Here is a 23,741-nt window from a genome sequence, read left to right as displayed (position 1 = left end):
CGATGAGCCAAGTCCTGACCAATGCGCGCCTTGCGACCCTGGCCGAAGGTTCCGCCGGTCTCGGCCTCGTGGAGGACGGCGCGGTGATGATCGAGGATGGTCGCATCGCCTATGCCGGGCCACGCGCGGGGCTTCCCGTAAGCGAGGGCGCTGATGTCATCGATCTGGGCGGGCGCTGGGTCACACCGGCGCTGATCGACTGCCACACGCATCTGGTCCATGGCGGCAACCGCGCACGCGAGTTCGAGATGCGGCTGGCGGGCGCGAGCTACGAGGAGATCGCGCGGGCAGGCGGGGGCATCGTGTCCTCGCTGGCGGCCACGCGCGCGCTCTCCGTCGAGGCGCTGGTCGAGACGGCATTGCCCCGGCTGGACGCGCTGTTAGCCGAGGGCGTTTCGACAGTCGAAATTAAGTCCGGCTACGGGCTGGAGATCGAGGCCGAATGCCGGATGCTGGAAGCCGCGCGCCGGCTCGAAACTCTGCGCCCGGTGCGCGTGCGCACCAGCTGGCTCGCCGCCCATGCGCTGCCGCCCGAATACAAGGATCGCAAATCGGACTATCTCAGCGAAGTCGCGATCCCCGGCCTTCACGAGGCGCATCGGCGCGGGCTGGTGGATGCGGTCGATGGGTTCTGCGAGGGCATCGCCTTCTCGGCAGACGAGATGGCCGAGGTCTTCGAGGCCGCGCGCGCGCTCGGCCTGCCGGTGAAGCTCCATGCCGAGCAGTTGTCCCATGCCGGCGGCGCGGTGCTGGCCGCCCGCTATGGAGCCTTGTCGGCCGATCATCTGGAATATGCGACGGAGGCGGATGCGGCGGCGATGGCCGCGAGCGGCACGGTCGCCGTGCTCCTGCCCGGCGCTTACTACTTCATCCGCGAGACCGTGACGCCGCCGATAGATCTCTTCCGCCGTGCTGGAACGCACATGGCGCTCGCCACCGACTGCAATCCCGGAACCTCGCCGCTGACTTCGCTGCTCCTCACCATGAATATGGGCGCGACCCTGTTCCGCATGAATGTCGAGGAATGCCTCGCCGGCACGACGCGCGAGGCCGCGCGCGCGCTGGGGCTTCTGGCCGAGACGGGGACGATCGAGGCCGGCAAGTCGGCCGATCTCGCGGTTTGGGACGTCGAGAGCCCGGCGGAACTGGTCTACCGCATTGGCTTCAACCCGCTTCACGCCCGGTTCTTCAAAGGGGCCAAGGTTCTAAAAGAGAAAGGGATGCCCGCTTGAGCCTCGTGGAAACTCACCAGGGCTCGTCGCCCGTCATTCTCGGCCTGCCGCATACCGGCACCGAGGTTCCCGCCGGCATCTTCGCCCGGCTGAACGAGAACGGCCGGCTTCTCGCCGACACGGACTGGCATATCGAGCGCCTCTATGACGGGCTCCTGCCGGGTGCCACCACCGTGCGCGCCACGTTCCATCGCTATGTCATCGACGCCAATCGCGACCCCTCGGGCGCGAGCCTTTATCCCGGCCAGAACACGACCGGACTGGTGCCGCTGACCGATTTCGACGGCGTGCCGATCTGGCGCGAGGGCGAGGAGCCGGACGAGGCCGAGATCGCCCGGCGGCGGGACGAGTTTCACAAGCCCTATCACGAGGCGCTGGCGGGCGAGATCGCGCGCGTCAAGGCGCTGCACGGCTTCGCCATTCTCTACGACTGCCATTCGATCCGCTCCATCATCCCCTTCCTGTTCGAAGGCCGCTTGCCCGATTTCAACATCGGCACGGACAATGGCGCGACCTGCGCGCCCGAGATCGAACGCGTGGCGGCCGAGACCTGCGCGGCGGCGGAGGGCTACACCTCCATCCTCAACGGCCGCTTCAAGGGCGGCTGGACGACGCGCCATTATGGGCGGCCCGTCGATCAGGTCCACGCCATCCAGATGGAACTGGCGCAAGCGACCCATCTCGCCACCGAGGCTCCGCCCTTCGCCTATGACGACGCGCGCGCCCAGCCGCTGCGCGCGATCCTTTCCACGCTTCTCACCCGTATTGAGGCGCTCGGCGCCGGTTTGAAAGGTTGAACGCCATGTCGAACGCCAACCCGCGCCACAATGCGCGCACCGTGCGCGCCGCCACCGGCACGGAGCTTTCCGCCAAGAGCTGGCTGACGGAAGCCCCGTTGCGGATGCTCATGAACAATCTCGACCCGGACGTGGCCGAGAACCCGCACGAGCTGGTGGTCTATGGCGGCATCGGCCGCGCCGCCCGCACCTGGGACGATTTCGACCGCATCGTCTCGACGCTGCGCAGCCTGACCGAGGACGAGACGCTGCTGGTCCAATCGGGTAAGCCGGTTGGCGTCTTCCGCACACACAAGGACGCGCCGCGCGTCATCATCGCCAATTCCAACCTCGTGCCGCACTGGGCGACCTGGGACCATTTCAACGAGCTGGATAAGCGCGGATTGGCCATGTACGGCCAGATGACCGCCGGCTCCTGGATCTATATCGGCACGCAGGGCATCGTGCAGGGCACCTACGAGACCTTCGTGGAGGCCGGTCGTCAGCATTATCATGGCAGCCTCAGAGGCAAGTGGGTGCTGACCGGGGGCTTGGGCGGCATGGGCGGCGCGCAGCCGCTCGCCGCCGTCATGGCTGGCGCGTCCTGCCTCGCCATCGAGTGCAACCCGGACTCGATCGAGTTCCGCCTGCGCACCCGCTATCTCGACGAGAAGGCCGAAACGCTGGACGAGGCCATGGCGCTGATCGAACGCTGGACGGCGGCGGGCGAGGCCAAATCAGTGGGGCTGCTCGGCAATGCCGCCGAGATCCTGCCCGAGATGGTGAAGCGCGGCATCCGGCCCGACATCGTGACCGACCAGACCTCCGCGCACGATCCGATCAACGGCTATCTGCCCGCCGGCTGGACCATGGGCGAATGGCGCGCCAAGCGCGAAAGCGACCCCAAGGCGGTGGAGCGCGCGGCCCGCGCCTCCATGCGCACCCATGTCGAGGCCATGCTCGCCTTCCACCATGCCGGCGTGCCGACGCTCGACTATGGCAACAACATCCGGCAGGTGGCCAAGGACGAGGGGCTGGACAACGCCTTCGACTTCCCAGGCTTCGTGCCGGCCTATATCCGCCCGCTCTTCTGCCGCGGCGTCGGCCCGTTCCGCTGGGCGGCGCTCTCGGGCGACCCGGAGGATATCTACAAGACCGATGCCAAGGTGAAGGAGCTTCTGCCGGACAATCATCACCTCCACCGCTGGCTCGACATGGCGCGCGAGCGCATCGCCTTCCAGGGCCTGCCGGCGCGCATCTGCTGGGTGGGCCTCGGCGATCGCCACAAGCTCGGCCTCGCCTTCAACGAAATGGTGCGGAACGGCGAGCTGAAGGCGCCGGTCGTGATCGGTCGCGACCATCTGGATTCGGGCTCGGTCGCCTCGCCCAACCGCGAAACGGAAGCGATGAAGGACGGCTCGGACGCGGTGTCCGACTGGCCGCTTCTCAACGCGCTTCTCAACACCGCGAGCGGTGCCACTTGGGTCTCGCTGCATCATGGCGGCGGTGTGGGCATGGGCTTCTCGCAGCACTCGGGCATGGTGATCTGCGCCGACGGCACGGACGACGCCGCGCGCCGGCTGGAGCGCGTTCTCTGGAACGACCCCGGCACGGGCGTCATGCGCCATGCGGACGCGGGCTACGACATCGCCCTCGACTGCGCCCGCGAAAAGGGCCTGCGCCTGCCGGGTATTCTCGGCAACTGACGAGAGCCGGACACATCAGGGCCGGCGCTTCTCGCGTCGGCCTTTCCGATTCCAGGAGACAGATCGATGCGCCTTCTCAAAAGCGCCGAGCTCAAGCGCATGGCCTGGAAGAACGGCGGCGGCGAAACGGTGGAGGTCTTCGTGCATCCGCCGGGCGCCGGTCTGTCCGACTTCGACTGGCGCGTGTCCATGGCCCATGTCGCCGCCGATGGCCCCTTCTCGTGTTTCGAGGGGATTGACCGGACGCTGGCGCTTCTGGAGGGCGAGGGGATGCGCCTCGCGATCGAGGGGCAGGGCGAGGTGCTTCTGACGCCGGCCAGCCCGCCGCTGAGTTTCCCAGCCGACGTGCCGACACAGGCTGCGCTATCAGGCGGGCCGATCACCGATCTCAACGTCATGACCCGGCGCGGCGTGCTCCGGCATCAGGTCGAGCGGCTTGCCCTCGATGCGGGCGAGAGCCTGCACCTTTCGTCCCGACCCGCGCGATGGTGGCTCTTGCTTGCCACCGGCTCTCTCCGGATCGAAGCATCCGGCGAGGACGTTTCGCTCGCCGCCCATGACAGCTTGATGGGTGAGGGGGCTCTGCCGACCCTCGCGATCCACTCCGCCGACACGCCCGTGACGCTCTTCGCCATCACGATCGCACCCTGACGCAGCGCGGAGCGGTGTACGTCGGATTGTCCGCACCGTGGCCCTGCGGCCCCGCCCCTCGGCGTCTTGAGGCGTCCCGTCACGACGTCTCAAGACGCCGAGGGGCCGGGCCGGTGGAGCCGCGCAGGTCCAGGATATTGTGAAGGACGTGGCGGGTCGGGGCCGGCGGCGCGTCGGCGTCGATGGCCGCGAGCAGGACGCGCGCGCCCGTGCGCCCCAGTTCGAAACGCGGCTGGCGGATGGTGGAGAGGGTCGGGCGGCAGAAATCGGCGAATTCGATGCCGTCGAAGCCGAGCACGGACAAATCGTCCGGCACGCCAATCCCTGCGTCCTGAACCGTGTTGAGAAAGCCGATCGCGCTTTCATCCGACACGGCCATCACGGCGGTGGCGCGGCGCTCACTCGCGAGAAAGGCGCGCGCGGCCGCCGCGCCGTAGTCGAGCGAGAAATCGCCGCCCTCGGCCCGCGTCAGGCCGAGACCCGGACCCGCCGCCTCGAAGGCGCGCGCGAGGGCGCCCCAGCGCACGATCTCGTTGTAATTCTCGGCCGGTCCCGGAAGGTAGAGAATGTCGCGATGGCCGAGCGCGAAGAGCTGATGCAGCGCCCGCTCCATGCAGACGTCCTCGTCGGTCAGAACCGCGTGCGTGCCCTCCATGGCGGCGCAGAGCGAGACGAGCGGCAGGCCGGCGTCGAACACCGAGCGCCCGTCGGCGACGGCCACGAAATCCGACAGGAACACCGCGCCGTCGATCGTGCCCGAGAACATCATGTCCACGAGTTGCCGGCTGCGGTCCTGACCCTCGCTGTCCATATTGGCGAGCACCATGGCATAGCCGGCTGCGGACAACTCGGCGTCGAGCCCGCGTAGAACCTCCGCAAAGAACGGCGCGCTCCAGCGCTTGCGCGTGACCACGAGCACGGTGCGGCTGCGCTTGACGCGCAGCTGGCGCGCCGCCGCGTTGGGCGTATAGCCGAGCTTGGCGACGGCGGCCCGAACGCGCGCGCGCAATTCCGGGCGAACCTGTTCGGGGCTCGCCAGGGCGCGGCTGACCGTTGCCGTCGAAACGCCCGCCTCGCGCGCCACGTCGCCGATCCGTGCCGCGCGATTGTCTTTAACGTCCAAAATCGTGCTGCTCCGCAAAATCGAATTTCCCGAGACGATGCTTGTAACCGATTACACTGTCGAGTAGCATTGCATTTGTAATCGATTACATCAGTCGAACAAAGCCGTCTCTGGGAGGAGAGTCCATGTTGAAACTGATGCGAGGTGCCCTTTGGGGCGCCACGATGTCTTGCGCGCTCTTGTCGGGTGCTCAGGCGCAGGAGCCTTTGCGGGCCGAAGTCATGCATTGGTGGACCTCGGGCGGCGAGGCGGCCGGCGTGCGCGTCTTCGCCGATGCCTACCAACAAGCGGGCGGCACCTGGGTGGATGCGGCCATTGCCGGCGGATCGAACCTGCGCGCCGCCGCCATCAACCGCATCGTCGGCGGCCATCCGCCCACCTCCTCGCAGTTCAACACCGGCCGGCAGTTCGACGATCTCGTGGGGCAGGGGCTCCTGGTGGATCTCGACGCTGTGGCCATGCGCGAGAAATGGCGCGACGTGATGCCCGGTCCGATCGCGGACGCCGCCTCGCGCGAGGGAAAGTTCTACGCCGTGCCGGTGAATATCCACGGCCATAACTGGATGTTCTACAAGACCGAGACCTTCGAGAAGGCCGGCATCAGTCAAGCGCCCAAGAGCTTCGACGAATTCTTCGCGGATATGGACAAGCTGAAGGCCGCCGGCCTCACGCCCATCGCCTGGGGCGGAGAGCCCTGGCAGGAAGCGCTAGTGTTCGACGCGGTGCTGCTCAGCGAAGGCGGCAAGGACCTGTTTCTGAAGGTCTATCGCGACAAGGACGAAGCGGCCGTCCAGTCGGACGATTTCAAGCGCGTCGCCCGCACCTTCCACCGGATGCGCGATTATGTCGATGCCGGCGCGCCGGGGCGCAAATGGAACGACGCGGCCAATATGGTCATCACCGGCAAGGCGGGCGTGCAGATCATGGGCGACTGGGCCAAGGGCGACTTCATCGCGGCCGGCATGACGCCGGGCAAGGAAGCGGGCTGCGCGCTTCTGCCGGGCCAGGACGCCTATCTCATGGGCGGCGATGTCTTCGTCTTCCCCAAGCAGACCGGCGCGGCGGCCGCTACCGAGGCGCAAGAGCTTCTTGCCAAGACGCTGCTCGACCCCGCCACGCAGATCGCCTTCAACGAGAAGAAGGGCTCGATCCCGGTTCGCACCGATGTGGACGTATCGAAAATGGATGCCTGCGCGCAGCGCGGCGCGGCGCTGGTGAAGGACAAGGCCAACCAGATCCCCTCGATCAACTTCCTCGTCTCCGCCGACACGGTCGGCGCCTTGCAGGACACGATCACCTCCTATTTCAACGACCCGTCCGCGACCGACGAAGACTTCGCCGCCGACTTCGCCTCCGTGATCGGCGCCGCTCAGTAAGCCAAGGGTCGGGGCTGCGCGCCGCGCGGCTCCCCCCTGCCTGAACGCTCGAGAAAAGGAGGCCCGCCCATGGCGATGCGCATTCGGCGCTCGGCCGCTCCGGCGGTCGCGCTGTCCCCCACCATCCTCATCGTTCTTCTCGCCTATGTCGGGACGATGGGCTGGACGGTCTGGATGTCACTGACCAATTCCCGGCTCCTGCCGGTCAATACATTCGTCGGCACCCAGCAATATGAGCGCCTGTTCGGCGATCCGCGCTGGCTCGTCTCGCTTCAGAACATGGCGCTGTTCGGCGTCCTGTTCATCGGCTTCTGCCTCGCGCTCGGCTTTCTGCTCGCGGTCGCCATCGACCAGCGGGTGCGCGGCGAAGACGGGCTTCGCACCATCTTCCTCTATCCCCACGCCATGTCCTTCATCGTCACCGGCCTCGTGTGGCAATGGATGATGAACCCGACGCTCGGCATTCAGGAGGCGGTTCAGTCACTCGGCTGGACCAGTTTCCGCTTCGACTGGGTGGTTCGGCGCGACATGGCGATCTATGCCGTGGTGATCGCGGGCGTCTGGCAGTCGGCGGGCCTCGTCATGGCGCTGATGCTGGCGGGTCTGCGAGGTGTCGACGAAGACCTCTGGAAGGCGGCGCGCGTCGACGGCATTCCGCCCTGGCGGGTCTATACCTCCATCGTCCTGCCGCTGCTCAAGCCCATGATCATCACGTCGGTCGTGCTGCTCTCGATCGCGGTGGTGAAGGTCTACGATCTCGTGGTGGCGCTCACCAATGGCGGGCCGGGCACCGCGACGGCGGTGCCTGCCAAATACGTCATGGACTACTTGTTCGAGCGCCAGAATATCGGCCTGGCCGCTGCCGCCTCGACCGTCCTTCTCGTCACGGTCCTCTGCGTTCTCGCGCACTGGATCTACGCCGAATATTTTCGCAAAGAGCGGGGAGGCGCCTGATGACCACGCTCGATACGCTCTCGCCCGCCACGCTCGACCGGGCGGCCGACCATCGCGGCGCGCGGCCGCGTCGCCTCACGGCAGGCCGCGTCGGCCTCTACGCCTTCTTGAGCATCGCGGCGGCTTTCTTCCTTCTGCCGCTCTATATCATGGTGGTCACCTCGCTGAAGACGATGGACGAGGTGCGCCTTGCCAATATCTTCGCCTGGCCCTCCGACCCGAGCTTTCAGGCCTGGGTCACCGCCTGGTCCAGCGCCTGCACCGGGCTCGACTGTTCGGGCATCCAGGCCGGGTTCCTGAACTCGGTTAAGATCCTCATTCCCTCGGTCATCGCCTCGATCGCGCTCGGCTCCGTCACCGGCTATGCGCTCTCGCTCTGGCGGGTGCGTGGGGCGAACGTTCTGTTCGTCGTCCTGCTGCTCGGGGCCTTCATTCCCTATCAGATCTTCATCTATCCGCTGGTGCGCCTGTTCTCGGCTATCGGCATCTATGGCTCGCTGCCCGGCATTGTGCTCGTCCATGTCATTTTCGGCCTGCCGGTCATGACGCTCCTGTTCCGCAATTTCTATGCGGGGCTGCCGGCCGAGCTGTTCAAGGCGGCGCGTATCGACGGGGGCGGCTTCTGGCGCATCTTTCTCCACGTGATGCTGCCCATGTCCACGCCCATGCTGGTGGTCGCCGTGATCCTTCAGGTCACGGGCATCTGGAACGACTTCATCCTCGGCCTCGTCTTCGCCGGCCGCGAGAACCTGCCGATGACGGTGCAGCTCAACAATATCGTCAATTCGGCCCAGGGCGAGAAGCTCTACAACGTCAACATGGCGGCGACGATCCTCACGGCCCTCGTGCCGCTCGTCGTCTATCTCCTGTCCGGCCGCTGGTTCGTGCGGGGCATCGCAGCGGGGAGCGTGAAGGGATGATGATGTCCACGATCAAGGCGCCGAGCGTCGCGGTTCGCGAACTCGACATTCATTACGGCTCGCTCCGGGCCATCGACAAGCTCGACCTCGAAGTGCGCCAAGGCGAATTCCTCGTGCTGCTCGGCCCCTCCGGCTGCGGCAAGTCCACGCTGCTCAACGCCATCGCCGGGCTTCTCGACATCACCGACGGGCAGATCTGGATTTCGGGCCGCAACGTCACCTGGGCCGAGCCGAAGGATCGGGGCATCGGCATGGTGTTCCAGTCGTACGCGCTCTATCCGCGCATGAGCGTGGAGGACAATCTGTCCTTCGGCCTGCGCATGAACGGCACGTCCAAGGCCGAGATCGCCCAGCGCGTCGCGAGGGCGGCCAAGATGTTGCAACTGGAGCCCTATCTCAAGCGCAAGCCGGCCGAGCTGTCCGGCGGCCAGCGCCAGCGCGTCGCCATCGGCCGGGCCCTGGTGCGCGAGGTCGATGTCTTCCTGTTCGACGAGCCCTTGTCCAATCTCGACGCCAAGCTGCGCGCCGAACTGCGCGTCGAGATCAAGCGCCTGCACCAGAGCCTGGGCAATACGATGATCTATGTCACGCACGATCAGATCGAGGCGCTGACGCTGGCCGACCGGATCGTCGTGATGAAGGGGGGCGTGATCCAGCAGCTCGGCGGCCCGATCGAGGTCTATCAGAAGCCGGTGAACCGCTTCGTCGCCGGCTTCATCGGCTCGCCCGGCATGAACTTCCTCGAAGGCCGGCTGGAGAATGGTGCCTTCCGCACCGGCGATCAGGCCATTCCGCTGGCCGGATATGAGTTTGCCGGCGGCCCCGCGCCCTCGGGCGAGGCGAGCCTCGGCCTTCGCCCCGAGCATCTTCGTTTGGGCTCGGAGCCCGGCCCCGGTCTCGTGCCGGCCATGGGCGCGGTCGAGGTGGTCGAGCCCATGGGCGCGGACACGCTTCTCTGGACCCGGCTCGGCGGCCAGCCCATCGCCATCCGCACGGACGGGTCGAGCAGCCACCGCGTCGGCGATCCGCTGCCCTTCCTGATCGACCTGCCGCGCGCTTCGCTCTTCGGCCCGGACGGCGCGCGGCTCTAGAGCGCCGCCCTCTCACACCTGATCCCCGCTCGACGCCCGCGCCCCCTTCGGCGCGGGTCCGGCCCCGTGCGGCCCGATTTTCCCATCCCGATGTCCCCAAGGAGTGTCCCGATGACAACCCTCTCCATGCAGCTCTACTCCGCCCGCAACGCGCCACCGCTGGCCGATCAGCTGCGCGATCTCGCCGCGCTCGGCTATCAGGATGTCGAGTGCTTTCGCGGGCTTTACGACGATGTGCCGGCGCTCAAAGCCATACTGGACGAGAACGGGTTGACGGCCCGCAGCGGCCATTTCAGTGTCGATCTCCTGGAGGGCGAGTTCGACCGCACTGTTGAGATCGCGCGCACGCTCGGCAACGAGATCGTCGTTCTGCCCTATCTCCTGCCCGATAGCAGGCCATCGGACGCCGATGGCTGGAAGGCGTTCGGCGCGCGGGTCGGCGCGGTCGCGCGCCGGCTGAAGGGCGAGGGGCTGCGCACGGCCTGGCACAATCACGACTTCGAACTGCGCATGGTGGAAGGCGGCGGGCGGCCGCTCGACCATATTCTGGATGCCGACCCCGCGATCGAATGGGAGGCCGACCTTGCCTGGGTCGTGCGCGGCGGCGAAGATCCGGCCGCCTGGCTGCGCCGCTATGCCGGCCGCGTCGCCGCGCTCCATGTCAAGGACATCGCGCCCGCCGGCACCAAGACGGACGAGGACGGCTGGGCGGATGTGGGCGAAGGCACGCTCGACTGGTCCGCGCTCTGGCAGGACGGCAAGGCGGCGGGCGCGGACCTGATGGTCGCCGAACACGACAATCCCAGCGATTTCGGGCGTTTCGCCCGGACCACCATCCGCGCCTTCCAGCGCTTCGAAAACGGGAACTGACCCCATGGTGCAGCGTATCGGCCTCGTCGGATGCGGGGTCATTTCCGACATCTACCTGCGCAATGCCGCGCTCTTCCGCGACATCCGCTTCACCGCCTGCGCCGACATGCGGACCGAGGCGGCCGAGGCGCGTGCGGCTCAGTACGGGCTGCGCGCTCTGTCGCTGGACGAGCTCTATGCCAGCGACGAGGTGGACATCGTTCTCAACCTCACCAACCCGGATGCCCATGCCGGCGTCTCGCTGCGCGCGCTGGACAGCGGTAAGCATGTCTACACCGAGAAGCCGCTCGCGACCTCGCTGGAGGACGGGCGCGCCATCGTCGCGCTCGCCCGCGAAAAGGGGCTTCAGGTCGGCTCCGCGCCCGATACGATCCTCGGCCCCGGCTTGCAGGATTGCCGCCGCCTGATCGACGACGGCACGACGGGCCGGGTCATCTCGGGCGTTGCCACCATTATGTCGCGCGGCATGGAGCACTGGCATCCCGCGCCCGCCTTCTACTTCAAGCCGGGCGGCGGCCCGATCCTCGACATGGGGCCTTACTATGTTGGCGCGCTGGTGACGCTGCTCGGGCCTGTCGCCAAGGTCACGGCGGTCGGGCGCGTCGGCCTGCCCGAGCGCGTGGTGACGGCGGAGGGGCCGAATGTCGGCCAGCGCATCGAGGTGGAGGTGCCGACCACGGTTCACGCCGTCCTCTCCTTCGAGAGCGGCGCGCAGGTGACGCTGCTCGCCAGCTGGGACGTCTGGAAACACGCCCATCTGCCGATCGAACTGCATGGCGAGGCCGCCTCGCTGCGCGTGCCCGACCCCAACTTCTTCGGCGGGCGGATCGAGCGGGCGGAGAACCGCGACGAGTGGACCACCAGCGACACGGCCGACCGCTTCTTCGGACAGGCGAACTACCCCTTCGCCAAGCCGCTCTACGCCAATTATCGCGGCCTTGGCCTCGCCGAAATGGCGCGGGCGGTAGAGGGCGGCCGTCAAGCGCGCGTCAACGGCGAATGGGCGTTTCACGTTCTCGACGTGATGCTCGCCATCCTGCGCTCGGCGGATGAGGAGCGCGGCGTCGCCGTGGCGTCGCGCTGCGAGCGGCCCGAGCGCTTGAGCGATGAAGAGGCGCTGTCGCTGCTGAAACCCGCTGAGGCCTGAGCCGGATCGGCTTTCGCTGACAGATGGAACGTCCCGCCCTCGGCCTCAAGCGGACTGAGGGCGCGAAGCACCTGCTGGTGATGCTGACGGGGGAGGCCGTCCTATATGGCGCCACGTCCCGCGACTTGTCGGAAACGTCGCCGGCTCGACCGGCTTCAGGCCGCCGCGCGCCATCTCTGGGACGCGGGAGCGGGCTGGCGGGAGGCGTCGGCGGCCTGCTGCTCCGCCACGTATCTTTCGGCCAGGGCCTGGAGCTGGCTCCCGCTCTGGCCGGCTTCGACGCCCGCCAGGATCACGCGCGCCTCGCCTTCGTTGACATGGAAGATCGCCATGCGGTCTTCCAGCCGCGCCGCTTCCGACGACAATTGCTCGGCGGTGGCCGCCATCTCGCCGGCCGCGCCGGCATTGGCCTGCGTCACCTGATCCAGCTGGCCGATCGCCTGGTTGATCTGGTCGATGCCGACCGACTGCTCGCGGCAGGCCGCCGAGATTTCCGACACGAGTTCCGCCGTGCGCCGGATGTCAGGCACCAGCTTGTCCAGGCGCGCGCCCGCATCTTCCGCGACCACCAGCGTGCGCGACGACAGCGCTCCGATTTCGGATGCCGTCACCTGAGAGCGCTCGGCCAGCTTCCTGACCTCCGAGGCGACCACCGCAAAACCCTTGCCATGCTGCCCGGCCCGGGCCGCCTCGATGGCCGCGTTCAGGGCGAGAAGGTCGGTCTGACGGGCGATCTCCTGCACGAGAGCGATCTTCCCGGCGATCTCGCGCATGGCCTTGGTGGACTGCGCCACCGCCTCGCCCGTGGTGCCGGCATGTTCGGCGGCCCGCGCCGCGATCATCTCGGTGGTCGAGGCGTTTCCGGCGGTCTGGCGCACATTGGCGCTCATCTCTTCGATCGCGGCCGAGGCCTGCTCGCTGGCGGCCGCCTGTTCGGTCGAACCGGAGGACAGCTTCTGCGCCGTTGCGCAGGATTGCTGCGAGCCGGACGCCACCTGCATCGCCGCGCCCTGCACGGCATGGACCGTTCCCGCCAGACGAAGCCGCGTCTGGCACAGGCGCGTCAGGATATCGCCCAGCTCGTCGCGCCGCCCATGGACGATGCGGTGGGACAGGTCGCCGCTGGCGATCCGGTCCATGTTTTCGGTGAGCTGGCGCAGGCCGCTCGTGAGCGACAGAATGATCCAGCTTGCCAGCGCCGCGCCTAGAAGCGTCACCAGGGCGATACCCGCGACCAGCCAGAGCTGCATGGCGCCACTGCCCTCCGCCGGCGCGCCGGACAGGGTTCCGACGCTCAGCACATCAATACCACAGGTTGAAACGAGGATCAGGCCGAAACTGAGAGCGAGACGAGCTTTGATGGTGAGACGCATGGACGGATTGTTCCGGGAGGGACGCTTTGGGCGTTCGATAAAAGCTATCGCGAAAAGTTCCATGCTCGATTCTTGCACGGACTGCGAACGAAACCCGATCGCTTGGTTTGCACCTCATGAAAGGCAGCTCGCATATGCTAGGCATGTCTCGCCTTGCCTCGGGAGAGATCGTGGCCCTTCGCGCGGCGCCGATCTTGGCACCAAGCCCGGGCTTGAAACCGCAAGTGACGCGCTTTCCCGCCGGGCACGTCCTGCGCGTGTGCATTTGCGTCGTGTTGTTCCAGCGCGATTAAGTCGCCTTTGATAGTGCCCGGCTAAGCACCGGGAATACGGGTCCCATGTGGAGCACGGCCGGGAGCATTGAGTCGCTCCTCAGACACCGCGCTGCGAAAGACCCTGGCCCATGCAACCTCAGACGATCGTGTCCGGGGCATTCAGCCCCTGTCGGCGGTGTGGCAACGAGGTGGTGGTGCGGCGTATGGCCGAGCGCATCCATCGCCAGCTGACGCGCCCCTGCGACATCGGGGTCGTCCGGCCGGTCACGGTCGGGCTTAGCCTCGGCTATGCGACCGGACTGCTGTCGCAGGTGAGCCTCGACGATCTGATGCATCAGGCGGACGCGCGGTCCTACGCCGTCAAGCGCGGTGGTGGTGGCGTGCTTGGTCCCGGCGAGCGCGTCCATCGCCAGCCCGCCGCGACGCCCTCCCTCGGGCGGCGGGCTGTTGCGCGGTGACGCGAGCCGCTTTTCAGCGGCGCTGCCGGGCGAACACCGGCCTCTATCGAAGCGCTTGGCGTGCCCGGCCGCTCGTGTGATGGTCTCGGCTAAGCAGCCGGCCATTGCCTAGGAGCGGACGCGTGTGCCTAAGCTTGTGTGGCCCGCGATGGGGCAGCGAGAGAGGCGCCGTGGACACGTCATCGGCTCAGGGGATTTGGCCCGCCGGGGAAAGCGAGATGGCCCGGCGCGTGCGGGCTCACGACTGGGCGCAGACGCCGCTCGGAGCGATCGAGACCTGGCCGCAGAGCCTTCGGACGGCGCTCGACATGGTGCTCGCCATGCCTCGCCCCGCGACGCTCCTCTGGGGCCCCGAGCATGTCCAGATCTACAACGACGCCTATGTCACCATTGTTCGAACCCGGCATCCCGCCCTGCTGGGGCGCCCGGCGAGGGAGGGCTGGTCGGACGTCTACGACACGGCGTTGGCCCCCTTGCTGAAGATCACCCAGGCCGGGCAGGCGACGCGGCTCACCGACTTTCCCGTTCGACTCGAAGAATCGGACGGGCAGGTTGAAGAGCGCCTGTTCGACACCGACTGGTCGCCGGTTCCGGACGAATCCGGCCGGATCGTCGGCGCGCTTCAAACGCTGATCGAGACGACGGATCGGTTTCACGTGCAGACCGCCCTGCGCGAGAGCGAAGCACGGCACCGCCTCTTGATCGGGAGCTGGGCGCAGGCGGTCTGGGAAACCGACGCCGCGGGTGTGGTCGTGGCCGACAGTCCGAGCTGGCGCGCCCATACGGGCCAGAGCCTCGACGAATGGCTCGGCTATGGTTGGCTCGACGCGATCCATCCCGACGACCGCGCCTATGCCGAGCGACAATGGCGGGCGGCGATGGATGCGCGGGGGCTGGTGGATGCCGAATTTCGCCTGCGGTCCCCCGATGGCGGCTGGCGCTGGACCAATGTCCGCGCGGCCCCCGTGCTCGACGCGAAAGGGCGCATCGCGAAATGGGCTGGCATGAACATCGACATCGACGCACGCAAGCGAGCCGATGCGGTCCTGCGAGCGGGCGAGGAGCGGCACCGCGCAGACCTGGAACAGCGCATCCAGGAGGCGACAGCCGAATTGAAGGCCGGTCGCAATCTCCTTCAGGGCACTCTGGATGCCTCGACCGACATGATCCAGGTCTTCGAGGCGATGCGTGACGAGGCGGGCGAGATCGTCGATTTTCGCTGGGTGCTCAACAATCATACGTCCGAGAGCCGCTACGGGGAAGTGCGCGGCGAAAGCCTGCTGACGCGCAATCCCGGCGTCGTGGTCGAAGGAATTTTCGACGCCTTCAAACGCGTGACGCAAACGGGCCGCCCCGAGCAGGCCGAGCGCCATTATGTCCACGAGCAGTTCGACGGATGGTTCTACCAGTCGGTCGTGAAGCTGGGCGACGGCGTCGCCACGACGACGAAGGAGATCAGCGACTGGAAGACGGCGCAGGCCGAGTTGCTGCGCCTGAAGGAGGAGGCGGCGGCGACCCGGCTGCAAGGCAGCGAGGAGCGCTTCCGCTCCTTTGCCGAAAACTCGACCGACGCGCTCTGGATCGTCGACGCGCGAACGCGCCGGCTCGTCTATCTCAGCCCGGCCTTTGAACGCATCTGGGGCGAGCGCCGCGAGATCGTTCTCGACGATCTCTCGCGCTGGGTCGCATCGATCCATCCCGAGGATCGGAAGCGGGCTCTCGCCGCGCTGCCGGGCGCTCTCGCCGGCGACCATATCCAGATCGTCTATCGCATCCGGCGCTTCGACGACGGGCGCATCCGCTGGATTCAGGACAGGGGCTTTGCGATCCGCAGCCCCGCCGGCGAGATCACCCATGTCGGCGGCATCAGCCAGGACGTGACCGAGCACCGGGAAATGGCGGAGCAGCTTCGCCAGAACCAACGGCGGCTCTGGACGGTGATCGAGGGTATCCCCCAGCTCGTCTGGCGGTCCCGCGATTCCGGCCAGTGGACATGGGCGAGCCCGCAATGGTGCGACGTCACGGGCCAGACCCTTGCACAAAGCCAAGGTTACGGCTGGCTGGACGCGCTGCATCCCGAGGATCGCAGCCGAGCCCTGGCCGGCTGGGAGCGGGCCGATGGCTCCTCGCATCTCGACATGGAAACGCGTCTCTTCCATGCCGGAGAGGGGCGGTATCGCTGGTTTCAGACGCGCGCTCTTCCGGTGCGGGACGAAGCCGGGCAGATCGTGGAATGGCTCGGCACCTCCACCGAGATCGACGACATGCGCCAGCTTCGGGAGCGCCAACAGGTTCTCATGGCCGAACTCCAGCACCGGACGCGCAACCTCATCGGCGTGGTCCGCGCGGTCGCGGACCGCACGGCCGACGGCTCGAACGGCCTGCCGGATTTTCTCGCCCGGTTCCGTTCTCGGCTGGCGGCGCTGGCCCGCATCAACAGTCTCCTGTCCCGGCTCGACAGCGGCGAGCGGGTGACGTTCGACATCCTGCTTCGCACGGAACTCGAGGCGCGCGGATTCGCCGAAGACGGCCTGTCCGACCATATCCTGCTGGATGGACCCGAGGGCGTTTGCCTGCGCTCCGCAAGCGTGCAGACCTTCGCCCTCGCCATCCATGAATTGACCACCAACGCCGTCAAATACGGCGCGCTGTCGGGTGGAGCGGGCCGGCTCAATGTGACCTGGCGCGTTCATCGCAGCCAGGCCGCGCCGGATCGTCTCCAGGTCGAATGGAGCGAAACAGGCGTGGCGGATATGCCGGAGGACGGCGCTGAGGCGCAGGGCAGCGGCTATGGGCGCACGCTGATCGAGAAGGCGCTGCCCTACCAGCTGGGTGCCATCACGACCTACGAGCTTCGACCGGACGGCGTGCGCTGCACGATCGACCTGCCGCTTCACGCCGGCAATGGAAGGGACAGACGATGAGCCAGCTGTCGCAAGGCAAGCCCGCGCCATTCATCGACATGGCGGGCAAGACGGTCCTGATCGTGGAGGACGAGTTCCTCGTGGCCGACGATATGGCCCGTTATTTCGAGAGTTCGGGCGCCACCGTGCTCGGCCCCGTACCCACGCTCGCCGCCGCGTGGAGCATCGTCGCCAGGGAAGGGCCTCTCGACGGGGCTATCCTGGATATCAACCTTTTCGGCGAGCTGGTCTTTCCCTTGATCGACGCTCTGCGCCAGCGCGGTGTATGCTGCGTCCTGTCGACGGGCTACGACCACGCGATCGTCCCACCTGCCTACCGGACCCTTCCTTTCTGCCAGAAGCCGGTGGAGAGCGTCGACATCGCCCGCGTCTTGTTCGGATAAGACAGGTCCGTTTGGGAGGGCGATGCGAGCTCCTGCGCTGCCGCGAACGTCCCGCGGGTCTTTGCTGCCGCCTGATACGGGAAGCCCTCGACGAGGCAGGAATCAAGAATGCCGAACCGATGGCTCATCTGGCTGTGGACGCTGCCGCCATCATGGAAGCCACGGCGCGGAGAAACGCGGAGGCGGAACGCATCGAAAGTCTTCTCCCGTCCGGAAAGGTCGTGTCGATCATCCAAAGGCGGACGAAGAGGACCCGCGTTCCGACCGCATGTCGAACGATCCAAGTCACCCCCGAGAATCAGATCGGGTTCGCCTCGCCGGAGGGGGCACAATGCATGTCGTGAAGGAAGGGGCAAACAGTCCTGAAGTAACCCTCGGCTACCAACCGTCCGTTTTAAGCGCAACGCGGTTAGGAAAGGATGAAGCCCCGAGCACGAGATCGTTTATCGCCCGACAATATCGAGCGAGTTTCAGCAAGGATGCTGGTGTCGCTGGGTGACGCTTTGCAAAATCCAAGCAGCGGCAAGGCCTTGTGGAGGTTGGGCAAGGCAATACGATAAGATGACATTCGATTTCGGCGCGATATCTCACCGGGAAAACTTCGATTTGACTGCTTCGATAAGGCGCAAACCCGGCGAGGTCATGGAAGCGTTTCTCGAACCGAGCCCCGTTAAACGAAATTATTCCAGTCGGGCGACTTGACGCGCCAAAGCCGGGTTGGCGATACAGATGTCCTGTTCGCGACATCTCCCGCTCCGCGATCCGCGAGGGAGCGTCCATGTCTTCCTGCATGGGCGGCATCGGTTCCCTAGACCCTGACGGCTTGCGCCCCGGCGAGCCGGGCAGGCGATTGGCTGGATCGTGGAGCACATGTGAAAACACAAGGACATGCGTTTGCGGGTTTTGTTGGCGTTGTTCATTCTCGTGCCGATCGCGCAGGTCTTCGCTCAGGACCGCGATCCGTTCTATTTGGAGGGGCGGACCGATCTTCGCCTCGTTGCCTATCGCAGCCAGCATGCGACGCTGCCGGACGACAGCGATCGCCCCCTCAGGGCCAGCATGGACGGGGGCTTCGGGCAAACCCGACACACGCCGGAAGGCGATCTGCGTGAGCGCGAAGGCCCCGCGTATTTGCAAGGCGAGGACCAGTCGATCCAAGGCATGGTGAAGGCCAACGAGGTCGATGTAGCTGAGGTCGACGGTGTGCCCATGCTTCACGTGTCGCTCGGCAAGATGATCGTCCATCGGCCGGCCCAATGATGGTTTCGCCGCCTGCCGCACAGCCGCCCATCCCGGTCAAGACCCCAAGCTTTCCAACCCGCAGCCTTCTCAGAGACATAGGATTTCCGATGGTTCGCCGTCTTCTCACGACGACTGCCCTGGTCGCCGGCCTCGCCCTGCCCGCCTATGCCGAGGACCTTGTCCCCGAGCCGGCACCCGCCGGCACCGCGCAGGAGGCGGCGGCGCTTCGCGCGGCGCTGGCCGCCTATGTCACGGACGTTCCCTTCGAGAAAGGTATCCTGCGCGTCGAGCCCGATCCGATGGGCCAGCGCGTGACTCTGGACGCTGCGCCCTTCCTCAAGGCCGATCTGGGCATCGATGTGAAGGTCGCGCCCATCTCCCTCCTCGTCAGCCCGCGCGCGGACGGCGACTGGAACGTCTTCACCGGCGACCCGATCGCTTGGAAGTTCGACACCACCATCGCCGACACGCTTCAGAGCTTCGCCTACTCGCAGGGCGAGCAGAAGTTCAAGGGCGTCTTTGCGCCGAGCCTCTTCGCCTATCGCACGGCCGAGGGTTTTGCGCGCGACACCGTCAGCCTCCAGAACGAAGCGCTGAGCGACTCCAGCACGACGGTCGCGAACACCAAGCTGACGACGAGCGCGCGGCCGGGGCAGGCGGGCGGGGTCGATATCGATTTCCGACAGACGTTCACCGACTATGCTCAGACGGTTGGCTTTAAGGCGCCCCCGCCGGCGGAGGGTGAAGACGGGAGCGAGCATGCCGAGGCAGAGGCTACGGCCAACTCGCTCCTGATCAACATCGGCGTCAAGGCCAGCGAATTGGAAGCCATCGCCTCGGTCAAGGACGGGCGCAATGTCGAGGCGCGCGATCTCTACGTCCTCGTGCTCCGAAACATGCCGGCCTTCGCGGTAGATCAAAAGGCGACGCTCGCAGGTCCATTCGGGAAGGAACTGCGCGCGGCGCTGCTGAAGCTCATGCCGTTCTGGTCCTCGCTCGATGTCACCGTAAGCACACGCGACGCCGGATTCCAGTCCTCGTTCGGAGCCCTGCGGGTCGGCGAGGCGCGGCAGGTGACGCATATGACGGGCATTGCCGAGAATGCCGGGCTCGACACGGACTTTGCCCTCAAAGGCCTGTCAATCGACGGCCCGTTCCTGCCGCCCTGGGCCGCCCGCTTCGTGCCCAAGGAGGCCGCGCTCGGCCTGTCCGTCTCCGGCGTCGATCTGAAGACGCCAGCCGACCTCGCCATTCGAAATGCCGACTTCGCCGCCGACGAGCCCCTGTCGGAGGACGTGAAGGCCCGGATCATCCAGTCGTTCGACCCAGCGCGCATCAAGATCGCTCTGAAGCCGAGCACGTTGAGCGCCACCGATTTCAACCTGCATCTGTCGGGCGAGATGAATTTCGTGGACATGAACCCGGCCGCCACGCTGAACGTGCGCGCGGAAGGTCTCGAGAACACGATCAGCAGCTTGCAACGCGCCGCCGAGCAGGAGCCCGATCTGCATCAGGTCGTCGGCATGATTCAGATGGCGCAGGGGCTGGGCCGCAAGACCCCGGATGGGGACTGGGAGTGGGTGGTGGACGCTTCCGCCGACGGTTCGGTCTCCGTCAACGGCGCGGTGGTGAAGGGGCCCGATCCGGTGGTCGATCCCGAAGCGGACGAGGCTGATCCCGAGGCCGAGCCGAACGAGGGCGCAAGCGACGGCGCTCCGTCGAGCGACGGCGCGCAGTAAACGATGAGAGACCGCTTCGGCGGTTTCCGGCGCAGCGCGGGCGAGAGATGTTCGGTTCGCGTCGAGGCGTCAAATGCAGTGAAAGCGGGGTCGGCGTCGGCAACGACAGTGCGGATGAAAAGCACTGCCGATCCGGCCCGGCCCTTCTTCTACCGATCCTGATGCTTGGGGATCGCTTGGGATCGTCCGGCCTTTCCGGCGGCTATCGGCGACGTCTTCCGCGCGGGATAGGCCGCGGCTGCGTAACGCCGATCTGCGTCAACTGAAGACGATGGACAGCGATCCGACGCGCTTCGGTCGTGGTTTCTCAGACCCCACCTCGAAACCCCATGAAGCCTGGCAATATCTTGCAAGCCTCCGGGTGGGGGGCGAAGGTTGGCGACGAGGATCCAGGCCTCGGCGCTTGCGATGGTCTTCGGGAAGTCCCTGGCCAGCCTGCCGCAGCGGCCAGGTCAAGCTTCGCTCCACAGCCCATCTACGCGGCAGAACCTCGTAGCCCATGGCTCGATCGGAGCGCTTGATCATCCGGATCGTCCGCCGATCTATCTTGCGCAGCCGCCCCTTCAACGCGTCGCTGGCCTATGCGCCATCGGCGTCGATATGGCATAGCTTAGGAGAGCGATCGCGGATCGAGACGAGGACAGGGCAATCCTGGACGTCGGAACCGTACACGACAAGCCCGACCGTCAGACCGAGCGTATCGGTGACGATGTGGCGCTTGCGACGCTCGATCCTCTTCCCGGCATCGAAGCCCCCGATTTCCCACTGCGTTCGGTGATCTCGACGCTCTGGCTGCCGATGACGATTGCCGGCGGGAACGCCGCTCGGCCTTCCAGTTCCCGTGCTGCGCTGGTGAAATGGCCGCTGATCCTGCGCAGCCGGCCAGGGTTCCGCCAGAGGCGAAAAGAGCGCTGGACCGCCGTATCGGGCGCAAACTCGCGGGACAGCGGCGACCATGCGCAGCCGCTCGAGGCGAGACACAGGATGGCTGAGCCCCCTCGCCAAGGTCCGTTGTCCGCGAGCGACCGATCGGCCTTGGACCGGGAAGGAACGGCGCGGGCGGCGGCCCGCGCCAGCCGTTTCAGCCGACATTGATCCCGTATTCGGTCGCGGCCTTGGCGAGGCCACCGACATAGCCTTGGCCCACGGCCTTGAACTTCCAGTCCGGACCGTTGCGGTAAAGCTCGCCGAAGATCATCGCCGTTTCGGTCGAGGCGTCCTCGTCCAAATCGTAGATCGCCAGTTCCTTGCCGTCGGCCGCATTCAAGACGCGAATATAGGCGTCGCCGACCTGGCCGAAATTCTGCTTGCGCGTTTCGGCGTCGTGAATGGTCACGACGAAGGCGACCTTGACGGCGGCCGGGTCCAGCTTGGCGAGATCGATCTGGACGCGCTCGTCGTCGCCGTCACCTTCCCCCGTGCGGTTGTCGCCGGAATGGACCACCGCGCCATCGGGCGACTTGGCATTGTTGTAGAAGACGAAATGGGAGTCGGACAGCGCCTTGCCATTGTCTCCGAGGATGAAGACCGAGGCGTCAAGGTCGAAGGCCGCACCGTCCGTGACCTTGGGCTTCCAGCCGAGGCCGACCGTGACGGCCGTCAGGCCCGGGGCCTCCTTCGATAGGGAGACGTTGCCACCCTTGCTGAGTGAAACTGCCATGCGAAATTCCTTGTTGCTGGAGGCCGGGCCCTCGGGAGGAGCACCGGCGCAGTCGGAGGCCGAGGAGCGTCAGCCGCGATCAGTTCGCATTGAGCCCATATTGGGCCGCCATCGCCTTCAGGCCGCCGGCATAGCCTTCGCCGACGGCGCGGAATTTCCATTCGCCATTGTGGCGGTAGACCTCGCCGAAGATCATCGCGGTCTGCGTCGAGTAGTCCTCGTTTAGATCGTAGCGCGTGATCTCGCGGCCGGTCGCGGCATCCACGATGCGGATGAAGGAGCCGCCGACTTGGCCGAAATTCTGCGAACGCGCCTGCGCCTCATGGATCGTCACAGTGAAGGCGATGCGCGCGGCCTCGCTGGGCAGGGCCTTTAGATCGACCGTCAGAACCTCGTCGTCGCCATCCCCTTGGCCGGTCTTGTTGTCGCCGGTGTGGATAACGGCCCCGTCGGGCGACTTAAGGTTGTTGTAGAAGACGAAATGGCTCTCCGACAAAGCGCGTCCGTCAGCATTGAGCACGAAGGCCGAGGAGTCGAGATCGAAGTCGCGCCCGTCGGTGCGCTTGGGGTCCCAACCGAGCCCGACCGCGATCTTCACGAGAGACGGCACTTCCTTGGACAGCGAGATATTGCCGCCCTTGCCGAGACTGATCGACATGCTTCCTCCTTTTTGGATTTCGTTGTTCCGCGGGGGCCTGCCCCGCAGTCAGACGTCGAACTGCGCGGGGTCGAGGTCCAGAAGGTGGCAGATTTCGCGCACCACCTTTTTTTCGTCCGCGTCGAACGTGCCGTCCGAACCGCCGATGATGCAGACGAGACGAACGAGCACGTTGGCCGCCGCCGCGTCGTCCTTGATCAGCGCGATGCGCCGCACGGCCTCGATGCGGCCGAACTCGTAATCGACCTCGAACGTATCGGCGATCGAGGAGAACGAGGTGAGCACCGCCTTGGTCTCGAACACGTTCATCTCAGGCGAAACGCGCATGAAGTTCAGCATCTTGCGCTTCTCCTCACCGGAGATCGTGCCGTCCGCCGAGGCCAGCCAGGCGCAGCCGCCCGTCAGCGCGTCGAGCATCTTCTGGTTCTGAAAGCGCTTCAGCGTGTCGCCGGCCTGTTTGCGAAGCTCTTCGCCGCGTTCGCGCAGCCATCCCAATGCCATCTGTTTCCCCTTGGGTCTCGTCGTTCACTCGCAGAGCGAGTGGTGTTCTATTTGGAGCCGGCTGTCCAGCGCATCCCCCAGCCATAGGCCCGGTCCATCTCCGACGCTCCTTCGAAATATCGAACCTCGCGGCTGACGCGGATGTCCCCGCCGACATTCTCCAGAAGGCCGATCGCGCAGAGGCCGAGGCCGCTGCCCTCGTCCAGCCGCACCTCGACCGGTGGCTGGTTGGCCACGCCGATCGTTACGACGCCGTCGGTCGCGGCCCAATTGGGGACGCCGTCATAGATAAAGGCGTAGACGAGAACCCGGCGAATACGAGACCATTGCGCGCCGGCCACATGCAGCCATTCGCCCTCGGCCGCGTCGCCTGAGCGATCATCGCCGGCCAGCTTGATGAAAGGCGGCTGGTCGAGGCTGCCGAACCGCTTTCCCAACGCCTGAACCGCGCCCTTGCTGCCGTCGGCCAGTTCGTAGAGGCAGGCGAGATCGAGATCGATCGCGCCATTGGCGCGGGCGGAGGCGCCGAACAGGCCCCGCTTGGGCGCCGCGCCCCGGTTCCAGTTCAAATTGACCGCAATCGTGCCGAACGACCCCGAGCCCTTCTTGAGATCGATCGTCGGGCGCGCCTTGCTGAGCGAGACCTTGGAGAGGCTGATGGGCGGAGGGGGAGGTGGAGCAG

Annotated in this window: 22 protein-coding genes; 15 read left to right on the top strand and 7 right to left on the bottom strand. The window is 66.4% G+C overall.

The window, feature by feature from the left end; translation table 11 throughout:
- Positions 1-2 precede the first annotated feature (2 nt).
- The 4 genes from hutI to NS365_RS22300 all read left to right on the top strand — a co-directional run bounded on the left by hutI (position 3) and on the right by NS365_RS22300 (position 4,365).
- The gene (hutI, locus tag NS365_RS22315) at positions 3-1,232 is read left to right on the top strand and encodes an imidazolonepropionase (RefSeq protein ID WP_058602499.1); all 1,230 of its coding nucleotides are present in this window, start codon (positions 3-5) and stop codon (positions 1,230-1,232) included.
- Positions 1,229-2,029 (top strand): N-formylglutamate deformylase, encoded by an 801-nt coding sequence (gene hutG / locus NS365_RS22310; protein ID WP_058602498.1) that lies wholly within the window; start codon positions 1,229-1,231, stop codon positions 2,027-2,029. The genes hutI and hutG overlap by 4 nt, the downstream gene beginning before the upstream one ends.
- 5 nt (positions 2,030-2,034) lie before the next feature.
- Positions 2,035-3,714, top strand: coding sequence for a urocanate hydratase (hutU, locus tag NS365_RS22305; protein ID WP_058602497.1), 1,680 nt, complete (start codon positions 2,035-2,037; stop codon positions 3,712-3,714).
- Between the two features lie 66 nt (positions 3,715-3,780).
- Complete coding sequence (locus tag NS365_RS22300; RefSeq protein WP_058602496.1) at positions 3,781-4,365, top strand: HutD/Ves family protein; 585 nt, start codon at positions 3,781-3,783, stop codon at positions 4,363-4,365.
- A gap of 79 nt (positions 4,366-4,444) precedes the next feature.
- On the opposite strand, the gene NS365_RS22295 is transcribed toward NS365_RS22300, so the two are convergent.
- Positions 4,445-5,488: a LacI family DNA-binding transcriptional regulator gene (locus NS365_RS22295; protein WP_058602495.1), complete on the bottom strand. Its 1,044-nt coding sequence runs from the start codon at positions 5,486-5,488 to the stop codon at positions 4,445-4,447.
- Between the two features lie 125 nt (positions 5,489-5,613).
- Here NS365_RS22295 and NS365_RS22290 point away from each other — a divergent pair, with 125 nt between their 5' ends.
- From NS365_RS22290 to NS365_RS22265, 6 genes are all read left to right on the top strand, one after another.
- Positions 5,614-6,864 (top strand): ABC transporter substrate-binding protein, encoded by a 1,251-nt coding sequence (locus NS365_RS22290; protein ID WP_058602494.1) that lies wholly within the window; start codon positions 5,614-5,616, stop codon positions 6,862-6,864.
- A gap of 69 nt (positions 6,865-6,933) precedes the next feature.
- On the top strand, positions 6,934-7,818 hold the full coding sequence (locus NS365_RS22285) for a carbohydrate ABC transporter permease (protein WP_058602493.1): 885 nt from the start codon (positions 6,934-6,936) through the stop codon (positions 7,816-7,818).
- Positions 7,818-8,738: a carbohydrate ABC transporter permease gene (locus NS365_RS22280; RefSeq protein WP_058602492.1), complete on the top strand. Its 921-nt coding sequence runs from the start codon at positions 7,818-7,820 to the stop codon at positions 8,736-8,738. The genes NS365_RS22285 and NS365_RS22280 overlap by 1 nt, the downstream gene beginning before the upstream one ends.
- A 2-nt stretch (positions 8,739-8,740) precedes the next feature.
- The gene (locus NS365_RS22275) at positions 8,741-9,829 is read left to right on the top strand and encodes an ABC transporter ATP-binding protein (RefSeq protein ID WP_058602506.1); all 1,089 of its coding nucleotides are present in this window, start codon (positions 8,741-8,743) and stop codon (positions 9,827-9,829) included.
- A 111-nt stretch (positions 9,830-9,940) separates the two neighbouring features.
- On the top strand, positions 9,941-10,699 hold the full coding sequence (locus NS365_RS22270; RefSeq protein WP_058602491.1) for a sugar phosphate isomerase/epimerase family protein: 759 nt from the start codon (positions 9,941-9,943) through the stop codon (positions 10,697-10,699).
- 4 nt (positions 10,700-10,703) lie between these two features.
- Complete coding sequence (locus NS365_RS22265; RefSeq protein WP_058602490.1) at positions 10,704-11,846, top strand: Gfo/Idh/MocA family protein; 1,143 nt, start codon at positions 10,704-10,706, stop codon at positions 11,844-11,846.
- A gap of 155 nt (positions 11,847-12,001) precedes the next feature.
- Here NS365_RS22265 and NS365_RS22260 read toward each other — a convergent pair whose 3' ends face one another.
- Complete coding sequence (locus tag NS365_RS22260; RefSeq protein ID WP_058602489.1) at positions 12,002-13,219, bottom strand: methyl-accepting chemotaxis protein; 1,218 nt, start codon at positions 13,217-13,219, stop codon at positions 12,002-12,004.
- A 403-nt stretch (positions 13,220-13,622) separates the two neighbouring features.
- On the opposite strand from NS365_RS22260, the gene NS365_RS22255 reads away from it, so the two are divergent.
- The 5 genes from NS365_RS22255 (at position 13,623) to NS365_RS22230 (ending at position 20,240) form a co-directional block, all read left to right on the top strand.
- The gene (locus NS365_RS22255; protein WP_153003908.1) at positions 13,623-13,952 is read left to right on the top strand and encodes a hypothetical protein; all 330 of its coding nucleotides are present in this window, start codon (positions 13,623-13,625) and stop codon (positions 13,950-13,952) included.
- A 218-nt stretch (positions 13,953-14,170) separates the two neighbouring features.
- Positions 14,171-16,876 (top strand): PAS domain-containing sensor histidine kinase, encoded by a 2,706-nt coding sequence (locus tag NS365_RS22250; RefSeq protein WP_058602487.1) that lies wholly within the window; start codon positions 14,171-14,173, stop codon positions 16,874-16,876.
- Positions 16,873-17,259 (top strand): response regulator, encoded by a 387-nt coding sequence (locus tag NS365_RS22245; protein ID WP_058602486.1) that lies wholly within the window; start codon positions 16,873-16,875, stop codon positions 17,257-17,259. The genes NS365_RS22250 and NS365_RS22245 overlap by 4 nt, the downstream gene beginning before the upstream one ends.
- A gap of 894 nt (positions 17,260-18,153) precedes the next feature.
- Positions 18,154-18,519, top strand: coding sequence for a hypothetical protein (locus NS365_RS22235; protein WP_153003907.1), 366 nt, complete (start codon positions 18,154-18,156; stop codon positions 18,517-18,519).
- 89 nt (positions 18,520-18,608) lie between these two features.
- Positions 18,609-20,240, top strand: coding sequence for a hypothetical protein (locus NS365_RS22230; protein ID WP_058602483.1), 1,632 nt, complete (start codon positions 18,609-18,611; stop codon positions 20,238-20,240).
- Between the two features lie 579 nt (positions 20,241-20,819).
- Here NS365_RS22230 and NS365_RS25405 read toward each other — a convergent pair.
- The 5 genes from NS365_RS25405 to NS365_RS24650 form a co-directional block, all read right to left on the bottom strand.
- Positions 20,820-21,197 (bottom strand): transposase, encoded by a 378-nt coding sequence (locus NS365_RS25405; RefSeq protein WP_430515438.1) that lies wholly within the window; start codon positions 21,195-21,197, stop codon positions 20,820-20,822.
- A 124-nt stretch (positions 21,198-21,321) separates the two neighbouring features.
- Complete coding sequence (locus NS365_RS22225) at positions 21,322-21,900, bottom strand: TerD family protein (RefSeq protein WP_058602482.1); 579 nt, start codon at positions 21,898-21,900, stop codon at positions 21,322-21,324.
- A 79-nt stretch (positions 21,901-21,979) separates the two neighbouring features.
- On the bottom strand, positions 21,980-22,558 hold the full coding sequence (locus NS365_RS22220) for a TerD family protein (protein WP_058602481.1): 579 nt from the start codon (positions 22,556-22,558) through the stop codon (positions 21,980-21,982).
- A gap of 48 nt (positions 22,559-22,606) precedes the next feature.
- Positions 22,607-23,059, bottom strand: a complete 453-nt coding sequence (locus NS365_RS22215; RefSeq protein WP_082640427.1) for a tellurite resistance TerB family protein — start codon at positions 23,057-23,059, stop codon at positions 22,607-22,609.
- A 47-nt stretch (positions 23,060-23,106) separates the two neighbouring features.
- Positions 23,107-23,741: TerD family protein (locus NS365_RS24650; RefSeq protein WP_430384005.1), on the bottom strand; the 635-nt coding region annotated here is incomplete at its 5' end.

The sequence above is a fragment of the Aureimonas ureilytica genome, from assembly GCF_001475935.1.
GTDB classification, from domain to species: domain Bacteria; phylum Pseudomonadota; class Alphaproteobacteria; order Rhizobiales; family Rhizobiaceae; genus Aureimonas; species Aureimonas ureilytica_A.
Note: the sequence above shows the minus strand (reverse complement) of the source record. Positions and strands in the feature narration are given on the sequence as shown.

Excerpts from the sequence above, each read along its gene's own strand:
- NS365_RS22225 (WP_058602482.1), bottom strand. The coding sequence starts at position 21,900 with ATGGCAGTTTCACTCAGCAAGGGTGGCAACGTCTCCCTATCGAAGGAG.
- hutU (WP_058602497.1), top strand. The coding sequence starts at position 2,035 with ATGTCGAACGCCAACCCGCGCCACAATGCGCGCACCGTGCGCGCCGCC.
- NS365_RS22300 (WP_058602496.1), top strand. The coding sequence starts at position 3,781 with ATGCGCCTTCTCAAAAGCGCCGAGCTCAAGCGCATGGCCTGGAAGAAC.
- NS365_RS22230 (WP_058602483.1), top strand. The coding sequence starts at position 18,609 with ATGGTTCGCCGTCTTCTCACGACGACTGCCCTGGTCGCCGGCCTCGCC.
- NS365_RS22275 (WP_058602506.1), top strand. The coding sequence starts at position 8,741 with ATGTCCACGATCAAGGCGCCGAGCGTCGCGGTTCGCGAACTCGACATT.
- NS365_RS22255 (WP_153003908.1), top strand. The coding sequence starts at position 13,623 with ATGCAACCTCAGACGATCGTGTCCGGGGCATTCAGCCCCTGTCGGCGG.
- NS365_RS25405 (WP_430515438.1), bottom strand. The coding sequence starts at position 21,197 with ATGGTCGCCGCTGTCCCGCGAGTTTGCGCCCGATACGGCGGTCCAGCG.
- hutI (WP_058602499.1), top strand. The coding sequence starts at position 3 with ATGAGCCAAGTCCTGACCAATGCGCGCCTTGCGACCCTGGCCGAAGGT.
- NS365_RS22290 (WP_058602494.1), top strand. The coding sequence starts at position 5,614 with ATGTTGAAACTGATGCGAGGTGCCCTTTGGGGCGCCACGATGTCTTGC.
- NS365_RS22285 (WP_058602493.1), top strand. The coding sequence starts at position 6,934 with ATGGCGATGCGCATTCGGCGCTCGGCCGCTCCGGCGGTCGCGCTGTCC.
- NS365_RS22245 (WP_058602486.1), top strand. The coding sequence starts at position 16,873 with ATGAGCCAGCTGTCGCAAGGCAAGCCCGCGCCATTCATCGACATGGCG.
- NS365_RS22265 (WP_058602490.1), top strand. The coding sequence starts at position 10,704 with ATGGTGCAGCGTATCGGCCTCGTCGGATGCGGGGTCATTTCCGACATC.
- NS365_RS22270 (WP_058602491.1), top strand. The coding sequence starts at position 9,941 with ATGACAACCCTCTCCATGCAGCTCTACTCCGCCCGCAACGCGCCACCG.
- NS365_RS22250 (WP_058602487.1), top strand. The coding sequence starts at position 14,171 with ATGGCCCGGCGCGTGCGGGCTCACGACTGGGCGCAGACGCCGCTCGGA.
- NS365_RS22215 (WP_082640427.1), bottom strand. The coding sequence starts at position 23,059 with ATGGCATTGGGATGGCTGCGCGAACGCGGCGAAGAGCTTCGCAAACAG.
- NS365_RS22280 (WP_058602492.1), top strand. The coding sequence starts at position 7,818 with ATGACCACGCTCGATACGCTCTCGCCCGCCACGCTCGACCGGGCGGCC.
- NS365_RS22260 (WP_058602489.1), bottom strand. The coding sequence starts at position 13,219 with ATGCGTCTCACCATCAAAGCTCGTCTCGCTCTCAGTTTCGGCCTGATC.
- NS365_RS22220 (WP_058602481.1), bottom strand. The coding sequence starts at position 22,558 with ATGTCGATCAGTCTCGGCAAGGGCGGCAATATCTCGCTGTCCAAGGAA.